Annotated in this window: 15 protein-coding genes; 12 read left to right on the top strand and 3 right to left on the bottom strand. The window is 33.6% G+C overall.

Annotated features, from left to right (window positions below; translation table 11 throughout):
* Nucleotides 1-7: 7 nt before the first annotated feature.
* Nucleotides 8-886 (bottom strand): hypothetical protein, encoded by an 879-nt coding sequence (locus tag AC3WTA_RS05120; RefSeq protein WP_000941389.1) that lies wholly within the window; start codon nt 884-886, stop codon nt 8-10.
* A 385-nt stretch (nt 887-1,271) separates the two neighbouring features.
* Here AC3WTA_RS05120 and AC3WTA_RS05115 point away from each other — a divergent pair, with 385 nt between their 5' ends.
* On the top strand, nt 1,272-2,480 hold the full coding sequence (locus AC3WTA_RS05115; RefSeq protein WP_000024483.1) for a macrolide family glycosyltransferase: 1,209 nt from the start codon (nt 1,272-1,274) through the stop codon (nt 2,478-2,480).
* 169 nt (nt 2,481-2,649) lie between these two features.
* Nucleotides 2,650-3,495: a YitT family protein gene (locus tag AC3WTA_RS05110; protein ID WP_000831975.1), complete on the top strand. Its 846-nt coding sequence runs from the start codon at nt 2,650-2,652 to the stop codon at nt 3,493-3,495.
* A gap of 46 nt (nt 3,496-3,541) precedes the next feature.
* Here AC3WTA_RS05110 and pdxR read toward each other — a convergent pair whose 3' ends face one another.
* Nucleotides 3,542-4,942: a MocR-like pyridoxine biosynthesis transcription factor PdxR gene (gene pdxR, locus AC3WTA_RS05105; RefSeq protein WP_000366306.1), complete on the bottom strand. Its 1,401-nt coding sequence runs from the start codon at nt 4,940-4,942 to the stop codon at nt 3,542-3,544.
* Between the two features lie 130 nt (nt 4,943-5,072).
* On the opposite strand from pdxR, the gene AC3WTA_RS05100 reads away from it, so the two are divergent.
* Together AC3WTA_RS05100 and AC3WTA_RS05095 are read left to right on the top strand one after the other, a co-directional pair.
* The gene (locus tag AC3WTA_RS05100) at nt 5,073-5,495 is read left to right on the top strand and encodes a GNAT family N-acetyltransferase (protein WP_001026086.1); all 423 of its coding nucleotides are present in this window, start codon (nt 5,073-5,075) and stop codon (nt 5,493-5,495) included.
* A 147-nt stretch (nt 5,496-5,642) separates the two neighbouring features.
* Entirely contained in the window at nt 5,643-6,755 is a 1,113-nt protein-coding gene (locus tag AC3WTA_RS05095; RefSeq protein ID WP_492332838.1) for a metallophosphoesterase, read from the top strand.
* Between the two features lie 26 nt (nt 6,756-6,781).
* Here AC3WTA_RS05095 and AC3WTA_RS05090 read toward each other — a convergent pair whose 3' ends face one another.
* Nucleotides 6,782-7,408, bottom strand: coding sequence for a DUF1648 domain-containing protein (locus AC3WTA_RS05090; protein WP_033657809.1), 627 nt, complete (start codon nt 7,406-7,408; stop codon nt 6,782-6,784).
* Nucleotides 7,409-7,544: 136 nt separating this feature from the next.
* Between AC3WTA_RS05090 and AC3WTA_RS05085 the strand changes: the two genes are divergently transcribed.
* The 8 genes from AC3WTA_RS05085 to esaA form a co-directional block, all read left to right on the top strand.
* On the top strand, nt 7,545-8,111 hold the full coding sequence (locus tag AC3WTA_RS05085; protein WP_492332837.1) for a GNAT family N-acetyltransferase: 567 nt from the start codon (nt 7,545-7,547) through the stop codon (nt 8,109-8,111).
* A gap of 6 nt (nt 8,112-8,117) precedes the next feature.
* Entirely contained in the window at nt 8,118-8,657 is a 540-nt protein-coding gene (locus tag AC3WTA_RS05080; protein ID WP_000270867.1) for a 2'-5' RNA ligase family protein, read from the top strand.
* A gap of 17 nt (nt 8,658-8,674) precedes the next feature.
* Nucleotides 8,675-9,160: a GNAT family N-acetyltransferase gene (locus AC3WTA_RS05075; RefSeq protein ID WP_000222829.1), complete on the top strand. Its 486-nt coding sequence runs from the start codon at nt 8,675-8,677 to the stop codon at nt 9,158-9,160.
* 12 nt (nt 9,161-9,172) lie between these two features.
* Nucleotides 9,173-9,544 carry a hypothetical protein gene (locus tag AC3WTA_RS05070; RefSeq protein WP_000688084.1) on the top strand — a complete coding sequence of 124 codons (372 nt, stop codon included), beginning with the start codon at nt 9,173-9,175 and terminating at the stop codon, nt 9,542-9,544.
* Entirely contained in the window at nt 9,541-9,969 is a 429-nt protein-coding gene (locus tag AC3WTA_RS05065) for a GNAT family N-acetyltransferase (protein ID WP_000570281.1), read from the top strand. Before AC3WTA_RS05070 ends, AC3WTA_RS05065 begins: the two co-directional genes overlap by 4 nt.
* 32 nt (nt 9,970-10,001) lie before the next feature.
* Nucleotides 10,002-10,883, top strand: a complete 882-nt coding sequence (locus AC3WTA_RS05060; protein ID WP_492332836.1) for a phosphotransferase family protein — start codon at nt 10,002-10,004, stop codon at nt 10,881-10,883.
* Between the two features lie 323 nt (nt 10,884-11,206).
* Nucleotides 11,207-11,503 (top strand): WXG100 family type VII secretion target, encoded by a 297-nt coding sequence (locus AC3WTA_RS05055; protein WP_000918598.1) that lies wholly within the window; start codon nt 11,207-11,209, stop codon nt 11,501-11,503.
* Between the two features lie 126 nt (nt 11,504-11,629).
* Nucleotides 11,630-13,645, top strand: a 2,016-nt coding sequence (gene esaA, locus AC3WTA_RS05050) for a type VII secretion protein EsaA (RefSeq protein ID WP_492332835.1), incomplete at its 3' end; no start/stop codon positions are given.

The following is a 13,645-nucleotide window of genomic DNA, read 5'->3' as shown; positions in this document are numbered from 1 at the left end:
TTCGTATTTAAAAATAGACTGGATGACTTAGCCACTTTTCTAACTCCACGCTGCCCTGAACAGATAATAATCGGTACAAATATCGATAGGGATGTCTACATTCTTCAAGACGGGGAATGGGCATAATGGTTTCGTAACCTTGTTTAAAAGCATGAGCCTCTTTTTCAGTAAATATATATTCTAAGCCGATAAAATCAAACTCCCGGGGAGCAACTGCGTAGGCTTCTGTATCTACTAATCCCGTAATAGTTGTACCATCTGATAAAAACTGAGTAGGGTCCATATCAATTAAAACGAGCGTTGATTCCTTTGGTGCTGGTAAGGAAGAAAGTTGTGATTCAAAAGTAGGAAATGCATTTTGTATGCTTTCATTATCGGAATAAAACATATTCACAATCTCTTTACTCACATTCAAAATGTGTGATTGGAATTCATCTAGTGTAACTTGAAATGAGCCTGGTACATTTCCTATGTAATCGGTTTTAAATTTATGTATTTCTGCAAGCCCTTTTCCTAGATTGAATAAAATAGAATCTGGTTGCCCGATAAAAGATTGAACTGTGTTACCTACTAACTTTTCGGCTACAACGAACTCACGACCATTTAAAATATGTTTTTCTAATATTGCGGGGATAGGAAGATTAGTATGTGCTTGCAACAATGTATGTACAGCTTCTAAATGATGTACGTTCCTTGGGTCAATTCCAAATAGGTTTTTACATCCCCACCAAAAATCATTGTTTGGCTCTTCCGTTATTTTTGAGGAACGAACAATAACTTCTTCAGCTGCTGTTTTAACAAGAAACACATCGCTTGCATGGTCTTCATAACCTGGGTGTAAAGTTTGGACAGATAAAATAGGTGAAGTGAATAGTTGTTGTAGCATAAAAACGCTCCTTTTTCTGTAAATTCTATAAATTCATTATATAACAGAATATGTTCCAAGTGGATAATGATAGGGACAACATAGAACTTAAATAAATTTATAGTGAGAAATCAGTGTGAAAATTATATTTTTCTACTTTTGTATGAATTATCAAAATAATATTTCTGATGATAAATCTGTAAAAACACCCGAATGTAAATCTCTTATTTTCAGTAAATGAAGAGTTAAGCGCTCTTTTATAAGAATTATAATGTTGGTTATGAAAAATATTTCTCAATAATAAAATGAAGAGAAAAATGTGAAGAAATAGAATAGATTCCTTTATAATAGTTTTAAATTAATTAATATAATTAATTATTAATAATATTAGATAGGAGAGAATATGATGGCAAATGTACTCGTAATAAATTTCCCTGGAGAAGGTCATATAAATCCGACTTTAGCTATTGTAAGTGAGTTAATTCGGCGAGGGGAGACAGTTGTTTCGTATTGTATTGAAGATTATAGAAAGAAGATTGAAGCAACAGGTGCAGAATTCCGAGTGTTTGAGAATTTCCTCTCTCAAATTAATATTATGGAACGAGTAAATGAAGGTGGGAGTCCTTTGACGATGCTATCTCATATGATTGAGGCATCAGAGCGTATTGTGACTCAAATTGTAGAAGAAACAAAAGGAGAAAAGTACGATTACTTGATATACGATAATCATTTTCCCGTAGGACGTATTATAGCCAATGTTTTAAAATTACCTAGCGTTTCTTCTTGTACAACATTTGCTTTTAATCAGTACATTACTTTTAATGATGAACAAGAATCAAGACAAGTAGATGAAACGAATCCATTATATCAATCTTGTTTAGCGGGAATGGAAAAATGGAATAGGCAGTATGGAATGAAATGTAATAGTATGTATGATATTATGAATCATCCTGGTGATATTACTATCGTATATACTTCAAAAGAATACCAGCCGCGTTCAGATGTATTCGATGAATCGTATAAGTTTGTCGGCCCATCAATTGCTACTCGAAAAGAAGTAGACAGCTTTTCTATGGAGGATTTAAAAGATGAAAAATTGATTTTCATTTCTATGGGAACAGTTTTTAATGAACAACCTGAACTATATGAAAAATGTTTTGAAGCGTTTAAAGATGTAGAAGCGACAGTCGTATTAGTAGTTGGTAAGAGGATAAATATAAATCAATTTGAAAACATTCCGAATAACTTTAAGTTGTATAATTACGTACCGCAATTAGAAATATTACAGCATGCTGATGTATTCGTGACACATGGTGGTATGAATAGTTCGAGTGAAGCACTATATTACGGTGTCCCGTTAGTTGTAATTCCTGTAACAGGAGATCAGCCTTTAGTTGCGCAACGAGTGACTGAAGTAGGGGCTGGAATAAGGATTAATCGTAAAGAATTAAGTTCTGAATTGTTACGTGAGACTGTAGAGAAAGTAATGGATGATGTAACGTTTAAAGAAAATAGTCGTAAAGTTGGAGAGTCACTTCGAAATGCTGGTGGGTATAATAGGGCAGTTGATGAAATATTAAAAATGAAAATGAATTCATACTCAAAACTTAAATAAATGTTTGGAGCACACTTACTGTAATATGTAAGTGTGTTTCTATAAATAAATTACATAAAAAATCACTGTAAAGGTGAAACTTTTGTGTATATAAACTCATATCTTTGAATCAGTAGTAAAATTACGTTAAAATAATACTAAGAAAATACATAAGTTTTGGGGGTAATGAATGAAAAGAGTATTTGAATACGTATTATTAACAATTGGATCGATTATTGTAGCGGGTTCATTAGAGCTTATTTTAGCACCTAATGGCTTAGTAGATGGCGGGGTAACGGCCATTGCTATTATGGCAAATAAAGTTGCTGGATTACCGCTTTACGGAGTGTTTTTAGGACTTAATATTCCTATCCTGCTATTTACCGCAAAAGTAATGGGGAAGAAGTTCTTCATCCGTACATCTTATGCAAATGTAGTTACAACACTCGGATTAATCTATTTAAAACCATTTCCGGCGATTACAACTTCTGAATTATTAATTGTACTTTATGGTGGCGTACTGTTTGGAATAGGCGTTGGGATTGTTGTTAAAATGGGTGGAGCAATAGATGGATCAGAAATGTTAGCGGTTTGGATGAACAAACACTTTAAAGTACCGATTAGTACATTTTTACTTGCTGTAAATGCAGTTATTTTCACATTTGTAGCGATTTTATTTTCAATCGAACAAGCGATGTTCTCATTAGCAATTTTCTATATTGTTACGAAGATGATTGATTTCATATTAGATGGTATTAATCAAGGAAAGAGCGTCATGATTATTTCTGGTAAAAATAAAGAAATAGGCGATCTGCTTATGAAAGAATTGCAATTATCCGTTACGTATCTACATGGAGAAGGTGGTTTTTTAGGAGAACATAAGAGAATCATTTATTGTATTACAAACCGTTTCATTTATCCAAAAATGAAAGATCTCGTTCTCTCTGTAGATCCAACTGCTATCATTGAAGCTTCCTATTCAACAGAAACAACTGGTGTCAAACGTCCGGGAAGGGCAGCGAGATCAGAAAAATAGTGAATGAAAATAGCTCCACGTAAGTATAACTTACGTGGAGCTATTCTTATTTAGGGAACCAGGCCTTTTTCAGTAATTGAACTACAGTTTCGATACAATCCTCTGGAATACTGCCAAAACCGAGCAATACATACGACTCATCCATTACATTATGAACCGAATCGTATGTGGAGAGAGGGTATAACTTAATACGTTCTTTTGCGGCTGCATGAATAAGTTCTTGTTCATTCATTCCGTTATGAACGTGAAGTACAATATGAAGTCCGGATTGTTCACCGAGTATATGAACGTTATTTCCCATCTCGTTTGTAATAGATTTAATTAAAGAAATATGTTTTCTTTTATATAACGTCCGACTGCGGTTAATATGACGTTCCCAATCACCATTTTGAATAAAGGTGGCAAAGGTAAGTTGTTGCAGCGTAGAAACTGTTTGTTTAAACATACCACCAAGCTCTTCATAGGCTCTTAACAGATGAGGTGGTAAAACAATATATCCCATTCGTAAAGAAGGTAAAAAAGATTTCGAGAAAGTTCCCATATAAATAACGCGTTCATTTGCATCTAGTCCTTGTAAAGAAGGAATAGGTTTTCCTATATAACGGAATTCCCCGTCGTAATCATCTTCAATAATATAGCCCTTACAATCATTCGCCCATTTTAATAACTCGAGTCTTCTAGATAACGGCATAATGATTCCAAGTGGAAATTGGTGAGATGGAGTGACATACGCTACATTACAACCCGATTCACGTAAAGCGGAAATATGAATCCCTTTATTATCTAAAGGGATGGGGTGAACGGTAAGACCAGAACTTTGAATCATAGCAGGAATACGGTGAAATCCAGGGTTTTCGATTCCGAATTCCTTTTTTGAACCAAGTAGTTGAAGTAGTAGCCAAAGAAGAGGCTGCGTACCTGCTCCAATAATAATTTGATCAGGTGAAGAATGTACCCCGCGAGCATGATATAAATACTTTGAAATATGTTCTCGTAGAACGAGCTCACCTTGTGGATCTTCCTTAGCAAATAATTCATTTTCATACTGAAATAAAGTTTCGTGTATTGCTCTTTTCCAGTTTGTTATTGGAAAAGCTTTTTGATCAATAAGTCCTTGACTACAATCATAATCATATTGTTCGTCTTTTTTATTGTTAGCACTGTTTGACGCAATTTGCTGTTTCTTTTGAATGACATCAATATCAACTTCTGCAACAAAAATCCCACGTTTCGGTTTGCTTTCTACATACCCTTCAGCTAGTAATTGTTGATAAGCGGATTCCACTGTAATACGGCTCACATTAAGTTGTACTGCTAAATTTCTGTGAGAAGGAAGGCGTGTACCGGCACATAGTGACCCATGAGAGATTTCTCGTTTCATATATTCATAAATTTGTAAGTAAAGGGGTGTTTTACTTTGTAATACTAATGGGATAGTCAGATCCATTCGTGGACGCTCCTTTTCATACTGGCCTTATAAAAAAGAATAAAACTGTCACTTAAGCTAAGGGCAGTGGCTTTCTATAATGATGATATAACATTTAGAAAATTTTATAAATAGTAAGGGGAGAATCAAAATGAATATTAGAGAAGTAGTAACAGAAGCGGATTTACATGATGTATTTCCCGTATTACAGCAGTTACGAACGAAACTTTCAAGAGAAGAAGCAAGTTCTTTGTTTCAAAAAATGAAAGAAGAGAATTATAAACTATTTTCGCTACGTAATGAAGAGCATGAAGCAGTTAGTCTAGCTGGTGTAGCGATTTGTACGAATTTTTATAATGAGAAACATGTTTTCGTATATGATCTTGTAACTGCGGAAGCACACAGATCAAAAGGATATGGTAAAGTTCTGCTGTCATATGTAGAAAAATGGGGGAAAGAAAAAGGGTGCAGCTCTATCGTTCTTACATCTGCGTTTCCAAGAATGGATGCACATCGTTTTTATGAAAGAGAGGGCTATGATAAGGTAAGCTATTCTTTTTATAAAGAGCTATAATATTAAGTAGGTTCCATGTTTAAAAATATATGGAACCTATTTTCTTTTCTGGATTTGAGCTAGCAACAGGTCCAGTAATATAATTTGTCGAATATTAGAAAATAACAAGGGAATATTGAATTTGGAGAATGTTAGGAGCGTTTATACTTGGAAAAAATAAAGAAATTATCTATACCAAATGATGGAAGAGTCATCATTATTTCTGATATTCATGGAGAATTAAATCTTTTTAATGAACTACTACATAAAGTTAATTTTAAAGATGAGGATTATTTAATTATTAATGGTGATCTTTGTGAGAAAGGAAGAAATAGCATTGGCGTCGTAAACTATGTGATGGATCTAGTAGTTAGCAAGCCAAACGTTTATGTAATTGAAGGGAATTGTGAAGTTGTAGTTGAAGCACTTGTGAATGAAAATCCCGCGCTAATAAATTATTTATGTACGCGAAAGAATACAATTTTTAATGAGTGGCTAGCGGAATTGAGTGTTACCGTTAATGAAGAAAGTGATATTTGTGAAGTGAAAAACATATTGATGTGGCATTTTTCAAAAGAAATAAAGTGGCTAACAGAATTACCAACAGCGATTGAAACAGAAGATTATATTTTTGTACATGCTGGCCTTGATGATAAAGAAGATTGGAAAGAAACAGTGCGCAAAAATGCGATAGCAATGCCAGAGTTTTTCAATAAATCACATAGAGCAAATAAGTATGTAGTTGTCGGTCATTGGCCTGTTGTAAACTATTCAGACAAGGCACCGTCTAACAATCCAGTTATTGATGAGGAGAAAAAGATTATTGCAATTGACGGTGGAAATGCGATTAAAGAAGCAGGACAATTAAACGCATTTATCATTCAAAGGACAAGAGCAGGTGATACGTTTTCTTATACATATGTAGACTATTTTCCAGAGTTTGAAGTGATAGCGGATTTTAATGCGAACACATCAATGCAGGGCGGGGTGACATATCCGTATTATTACATAGATCCTATAGAGAAGATGAAAGATTATACGGTATGTAAGCAAAGAGAAACGAATAAATTACTCTCTGTGAAAAATGAATATATTAGGCAACTTAATTCAGGTGAATACACAGTGAAAACCGATATTTCTTGTGCACAAATAAGTGTAAGAAAAGGGGACATTGTGTCTCTCATTGATAATAGCTGCTCAGGATATGATTTAATTAAAAGAGACGGAGTAGAAGGCTGGATAGAGAAAGGTATTTTAGTTGAGATAGAAAAGATGAAATAGGAGGTATGGAGCCTCCTATTTTTTTATTACCTTTTTAAATGAGTAGATTGCTTGCTGTCTTTCATAAGTAAGTAAATCGTACTCGGTAAAATGGCAAGCGTCATTCCTAAAATAATTACGATTATAGCATAACCTCTATACGGAACAGGAACGATAAATGGAAGCCCGGCTAGGAAAATACCTGCTATTATCATTGAAATACTACAAATATTTGAAGCTCTTTTTTCAAGGTGTTTATCATTCCATTCCAATGAAACCGTTGATTTACTCGTATTAATTTTGGAACTGAAATAGCCTATTAATATAAATAAAAGCCCTAATGCTAAAAATATTAAATGATCAAGAGGAAGAGTGAAGCCAAGAGCGATGAGAGCAATGACAATATCGACAAAAAATAAAAATAGTAAAATTGTGTTGCCAATCCAAAGGAGAAATTTCTGGTTACTCGCTGCTTTAGATAAAGCTAAAAATAAAAAGAATAAGAAGGTACATATAATTATATTTACGATAACAAAAGTGCTTTTATCCATTGTTGATGTAGGCGTTCCATTGAAGTCCCATTTTGTAACAATACGTAATGGTAAGAAGAAATAGAGAATAATATTTGTTGTAATAATAGTGAGAAATAAAGTAATACTAAATCGATTATTCATTGAATCACCAGCTTTCCACATGAATAATTGGTATCTTATAACAAAATTATACAATATAATAAAGGATATTTGTTTTGATTTTTCTGAAAAAATATTATAATTATATATGAAATAAAGAGGAGTGTAGGAGGAAATTATGCAAAACGTAAGAGTAAAAGGGGATAAAGTTACAATTCGTGCAATTGAAGAATCAGATATAAAAACATTATGGGATCTCGTATTTAAAGAAGAAAATCCAAAATGGAAAAAATGGGATGCACCGTATTTTCCGTTTTCAATGCAAGAATACTCGTCTTATAAAGAGAAGATGAAAACTCGTTTAAAAGAAGAACCTCTATCCAATTTAATTATAGAAAATAACGGTCAAATTATAGGGACAATCGGGTTTTATTGGGAATATAAACCGACGCGTTGGTTAGAGATGGGGCTTGTTATTTATAATCCAAATTACTGGAATGGTGGTTATGGTACAGAGGCGTTAACGTTATATCGAGATTTACTATTTGAAAAGATGGAGATTGGCAGAGTAGGAATCACGACTTGGTCTGGCAATGAACGAATGATGAAAGTAGCGGAGAAAATAGGAATGAGCTTAGAAGGTAGGATGCGAAAATGTCGTTATTATAACGGGACGTACTATGATTCTATTCGAATGGGAATGATTCGTGAAGAATGGGAAGCGTTATATGTAACGAAGGGGTAAGGAAGTATGTACGCTATTATTGCTACATTTGATCGTGTGTTTACTAATAAAATTATAGAATTACAAAATGAAATAACAAATATCATTGGCACAAATCAATTAGCAGGAGTAGAACCTCATATTACATTAGCTGATTACAATGAGTTAGATGTTAACTTGTATACTAAGAAACTAGAGGAGTTTGTAGCTGTTCAAGCGAATATGGCTGAGGTAATTTTTCCTTCTGTTGGAATTTTTCCTACTAACGGAACAATCTTTCTAGCACCGACCATTACAGATGAATTGATAAGGTTTCATCATTTTTATCATGATTATTTTAAAATTTTTCATGATAATTTAAATTCATATTACGTGCCAGGAAAATGGGTTCCGCATTGCACGATTGCAAATAGGTTACATGCAAATCAGTTTTTAAGTGTAATGGAATATATATATGAAAAATTTGATTATGCAACAGCTTCAATTGAGAAATTAAAATTAATTAAAGTGAATTATGAAAATGGTTCTGCCATTTCTTCTAGTATATTAGCAGAATATAATTTATAAAGAATGGAGACAACGAGATGACATATGTAATTAGAGAAATGAAGCAAGAAGATATTCACGCTGTACAATCCGTAGCGAAAATAGCTTGGCATGATACATACGAAAGAATTATTCCGAGAGAGATTCAAGACAGATTTTTAGACGAGGCCTATTCTGATGAAAAAATGAAATATCGTCTTGAAAATACACATTTATTCGTTGCGGAAGACGAGGGAGAAGTAATTGGCTTTGCGAATTTCTCGCCTGTTAGACTGCAAAACGAAGCAGAATTAGGAGCGATTTATTTGTTACCAGATCAGCAAGGGAAAGGGGTAGGAAGTGCTTTATTACAAAAAGGGTTAACGGAATTAAAAGGAATTCGGAAACTATACATTCATGTAGAAGCAGCGAATGAAAAAGGAAAACGTTTTTATGAAGCGAAAGGTTTTGCACAATTAGAGGAATTTGAAGAAGATTTTGAAGGACATATGATGCAGACAGTAAGGATGGTTTTATACGTATAGGGAGGATTAGTAATGAAAATTTTTGATTTTAGTGAAAAAGTGGGAAAGAAAATCTCAGCATTTCAATCTAATTTCATAATGTCAAAAATATTAAACCATCAAGGAAATGTACATATCGGTGCTATGCATTTACGAGAGAATGGAATAATTGGATATCATGAAGCAGTTGCATCACAGCTGCTTCTTATTGTGGACGGAGAAGGATATGTATGCGGAGCAGATAAAGAAAAAGTGAAGGTGGAAGCGGGACAAGCTGTGTTTTGGGAGAAGGACGACTCTCATGAAACGAGTACGGAACAGGGATTGATGGCAATTGTGATTGAGTCGGAGGAACTTGAACGAGCAATATTAATGCCTATTAAAGAGGAGAGTTGTGAAAAATGATAGAAAAGGCGAATCGGGAAGAAACGGACGAAATAATACAATATGCAGCTCAATCGCTTTTTGAAGGAACGAGGGGAAATTGTCAGTTAAGTACAGAGAAAGCAATTGAAATTACAAGGCCGATTGTAGAAAAGGGAGCATATTATTTAGTCGTTAAAAAAGAAAACAATGTAATGGGGTGGATATTAATAGGGGAAAATACGGACTATTTTTCTCACAAAAAACTAGGGTTTATATACGAATTGTATGTTTTTCCAGAGTACCGCGGAAAAGGGTTGTCAAGAAAGTTAATGGGGGCTGGTATTAAGGAATTACAAAAAAATTATTCAGAAATTCGTTTGAATGTATTTGCTGGAAATTTTGCGAAAGAGATGTACGAAGAGCTTGGTTTTGTTGAAAGACAGGTAATTATGACTTTGAAGTGAGAACAATAGGCTTGAACGGGAGGAGGGAAAGAATGAGAAAAGAAAATGAGTATATTTCGTATTTACAAAGAGTATGTCCTGAATTAAAAATAAGATCCGCTTATATAAATGAAATAGGCCAAAATAATGATGTATTAATTGTAAATAAAAATATAGTATTTCGTTTCCCGAAATATGAAAAAGGTATTCAGAAACTGCGAATAGAAACGCAGTTGCTAGAGAAAATAAGACCCTTCATTACGCTTCAAATTCCCAACCCGAGTTATCAAGGGTTTCAAGATGAAGTACCAGGGAAAGTATTTGCAGGATATGAAATGATTGAAGGGGACCCGTTTTGGAAAAATATCTTTACGGGAATAAATGAAGAAAAACAATTACAGAAACTTGCGTGCACATTGGCGGGATTTTTAAAAGAGTTGCACGAAATTCCGTTATCTATATTTGAAGGTATTATGCAATATGATAGTGCTGATATGTATTTAGAAATAAATAGTTTATATAGTCAATTAAAAGATTATGTTTATCCATACATGAGAGAAGAGGCAAAAAAAGAAGTTTCATTATCTTTTGAAACGTATTTAAATGAAGAGAGTCATTTTAATTTTACACCGAGTCTCGTTCATGGGGATTTTGGCATGACAAACATTTTATATAGTGCAACAAAAAAGGATATTTCAGGAGTCATAGATTTTGGTGGTGCGAGCATTGGGGATCCTGCTTATGATTTTGCAGGGATATTAGCTAGTTATGGAGAGGAGTTTTTACAACTATTTGCAGCCTATTACCCTAATTTAGAAGCAGTAAAGGAACGAATGTATTTTTATAAAAGTACATTTGCGCTTCAGGAAGCGTTATTTGGGGTGATTAATAATGACAAGAAAGCTTTTAGAGCTGGAATAGCCCAATATGTTTAAAAATTTGATTGGTGAGAATGAACAGTCAGTGGAGAAGGGAAAATAGTGATTTAGTGAGCACTTTATTGCTGGAATTTAAAATGGAAAAGTCCTTAAAGATATATATATAATAAAAGGTTTTCTTTAAATTTATAGTTGATTTATAGAGTATGCCTAAAAACACTGAATTAATATTATATAATATAGTGTTATTATAGTAAAAGAGAAATTTTGGAAAAATATCATTTTTTTGTTTAGAAATTTTTAAATTATTGATATAATCAATTTGTAGAATTGATTATTGGTTAATTTTACTATTTTTAAATTTTAAGGGGGATTTATTCATGGCAGGACAAATTCGCATGTCACCAGAGGAGCTTAAATCGAAAGCGACTCGATATGGACAAGGTGCAAATCAAATTGAGGACATTTTACGTCAACTACAAAACTTACAAAATGAATTAAGAGGAGAATGGGAAGGTCGTGCTTTCGAAGGTTTTGATCAACAGTTCAATCAATTAAAGCCAAAAGTACAAAACTTCGCAGAGTTATTACAAGAAATTAATATGCAGCTTAATAAAACTGCAGAAGCTGTTGCAAGACATGACGAAGATCTTTCTCGTAATTTCGGTCTACAATAAGACAGATAAAAAGAACTATATAATTTAGCCATGCAACCATACGTTGTATGGCTAAATTACTTTAAAATTAGAGTAAGATACGAAGTCTTTAACTTAAAAGACTCGCAGTCGCAGGAGTGATAGGTAGTGAAAAAGTTCAAGTGGAGCATCTTGTTGTTTATTATTTTAGCTCTTGTGTTATCAACAGGGGTCTCCTATTTAGCGTTAAATCAAAATGTTAAGAAAGCAAATGAGAATACTACGCAAAAAATGACAGTTGCATTGGTAAATGAAGATCAAGGTACTGTATTTGAAGGTAATAAAATAGCGTTTGGAGATCAATTTGTTAAAAATGTAAATAAAAATACGAAACAAGAATGGTACGTAGTAAGTCGTGGTGTAGCAGAAAGTGGTTTGAAAAATAATAATTACAATATGATGATTGTAATACCTAACGATTTTTCTAGAAAGGCTGTTGCAATTGATTCAGAACTTCCAGAGAAATTAACTTTAAATTACAAAGTAAATGCAACTGGGAATAAAGATTTGAAAGCTGAGGCAGAAAATACAGCTTCTGCTATTTTAGAAGATTTTAATAAGCAAATCATCGACGTTTATTTTGCAAGTGTTATCGGTAAGTTGCAAGGTGCACAAGATAATATAGGTAAAATAATTGAAAAAGGGACCAATCAAACGACTATGTATAAAAAAGATGTACATAGCCCGTTGGCAAATTATACAAACCAATTTAAAACGGTACAAGATTACACTGGTATTTCTGTTAATAGTTTTAAAGGATTCCAAGATGTTTTAAAAGGGTTTGGACAAGCATTAGATGAAGGGAATAAATCTAATAATACGTATTTAGAAGGATTTAATAACTTTCAAAAAATACAAACTGATAATAATCTGTTAGCGAATAATTTTACAAATCAATTTAATCAGTATATGAGTGATATGAATTCAGGCGATGTTTTAAAGCAGTTAAGCGCATTAGAATCTGCGAATAAAATTATCGCAAATCAGTTTACACTTTCAGAGAAAGATCCTAATATTTTAGCTGATGCTTCAACAATACAAAAATATTTAACGGATGTAAAAAAACAAGTGTCAGAATATGATACAGAACTTGCAGAGAAATTAGAAAGTGACATGCAAGCGACAATCCTTAAACGATTACAAAAGTCTATATCAAATGATGGACAACACGAAGTAGTTATAAATTCGTTAATGAAACAACCAGATATTCGTATCAAGCAACAAATTGAAAATTTAATTACAAAGTTGCCTAGTATGAACATGGAAGAAATCGTTCAAAGTGATTTGCCTGATGTAACGAAAGTACAACTGAAAAACGTAATCCAATTTACGAATAAATATAATAAAGAAAATAATTTTAATTATGAACCAGTAAATAAAATATCTTTAGGGAATTCAATTAAAGAAGTAAAAGCAAGTTTGTCTAAAGATGGGATTATATTCAGTGATACAGCGAAAGTAATTCGAATGGATTCTTCACAAACTATGAATATAAGTATTCCTAGTGGCTTTGAGTTATATGGAAGTACAGATTCACTATTAATTGATGGTGTGGACCGTACAAGTGAATTCTTGCAAAACGGAGCAGTTGCAATATCAGCACGTAATGAGGGAGATTTGAAAATTAGTCTTCATGTGAAGCTAATAGATCCAAGTATCAATATAGATGTTTTCTCTCCTGTAACATGGGAATGGAAATTGAATGGTAATTACGAAAAAGAAACTAGTACTGGAAAAGAAGAACCTAAAAAAGAAGAACCAAATAAAGAAAATGAAGGAACAAAAACAGATAACAGCAAGGTAGAAAATGTAGTTAATAAAACGCAGTATGGAATAATGCCGCTAGTAAACACTGTTAACAAGCCTATCATTCAAAAGACAGAACAGAGTAATAATAACACCGAAGGAAACCCAGGAGGCGGAACGGGAACAGATAATGGAGGAAACCCAGGAGGCGGAACGGGAACAGATAACGGAGGAAACCCAGGAGGCGGAACGGGGACAGATAACGGAGGAAACCCAGGAGGCGGAACGGGAACAGATAACGGAGGAAACCCAGGAGGCGGAACGGGAACAGATAACGGAGGAAACCCAGGAGGCGGAACGGGGACAGATAACGGAGGA

This window comes from Bacillus sp. EB106-07-01-XG149, assembly GCF_058791555.1.
This window is presented reverse-complemented; position numbering and strand designations above follow the sequence as displayed.

Coding starts and splice junctions, on each gene's coding strand:
- AC3WTA_RS05120 (WP_000941389.1), bottom strand. CDS start 886: ATGCTACAACAACTATTCACTTCACCTATTTTATCTGTCCAAACTTTA.
- AC3WTA_RS05115 (WP_000024483.1), top strand. CDS start 1,272: ATGGCAAATGTACTCGTAATAAATTTCCCTGGAGAAGGTCATATAAAT.
- AC3WTA_RS05110 (WP_000831975.1), top strand. CDS start 2,650: ATGAAAAGAGTATTTGAATACGTATTATTAACAATTGGATCGATTATT.
- pdxR (WP_000366306.1), bottom strand. CDS start 4,942: ATGGATCTGACTATCCCATTAGTATTACAAAGTAAAACACCCCTTTAC.
- AC3WTA_RS05100 (WP_001026086.1), top strand. CDS start 5,073: ATGAATATTAGAGAAGTAGTAACAGAAGCGGATTTACATGATGTATTT.
- AC3WTA_RS05090 (WP_033657809.1), bottom strand. CDS start 7,408: ATGAATAATCGATTTAGTATTACTTTATTTCTCACTATTATTACAACA.
- AC3WTA_RS05085 (WP_492332837.1), top strand. CDS start 7,545: ATGCAAAACGTAAGAGTAAAAGGGGATAAAGTTACAATTCGTGCAATT.
- AC3WTA_RS05080 (WP_000270867.1), top strand. CDS start 8,118: ATGTACGCTATTATTGCTACATTTGATCGTGTGTTTACTAATAAAATT.
- AC3WTA_RS05075 (WP_000222829.1), top strand. CDS start 8,675: ATGACATATGTAATTAGAGAAATGAAGCAAGAAGATATTCACGCTGTA.
- AC3WTA_RS05070 (WP_000688084.1), top strand. CDS start 9,173: ATGAAAATTTTTGATTTTAGTGAAAAAGTGGGAAAGAAAATCTCAGCA.
- AC3WTA_RS05065 (WP_000570281.1), top strand. CDS start 9,541: ATGATAGAAAAGGCGAATCGGGAAGAAACGGACGAAATAATACAATAT.
- AC3WTA_RS05060 (WP_492332836.1), top strand. CDS start 10,002: ATGAGAAAAGAAAATGAGTATATTTCGTATTTACAAAGAGTATGTCCT.
- AC3WTA_RS05055 (WP_000918598.1), top strand. CDS start 11,207: ATGGCAGGACAAATTCGCATGTCACCAGAGGAGCTTAAATCGAAAGCG.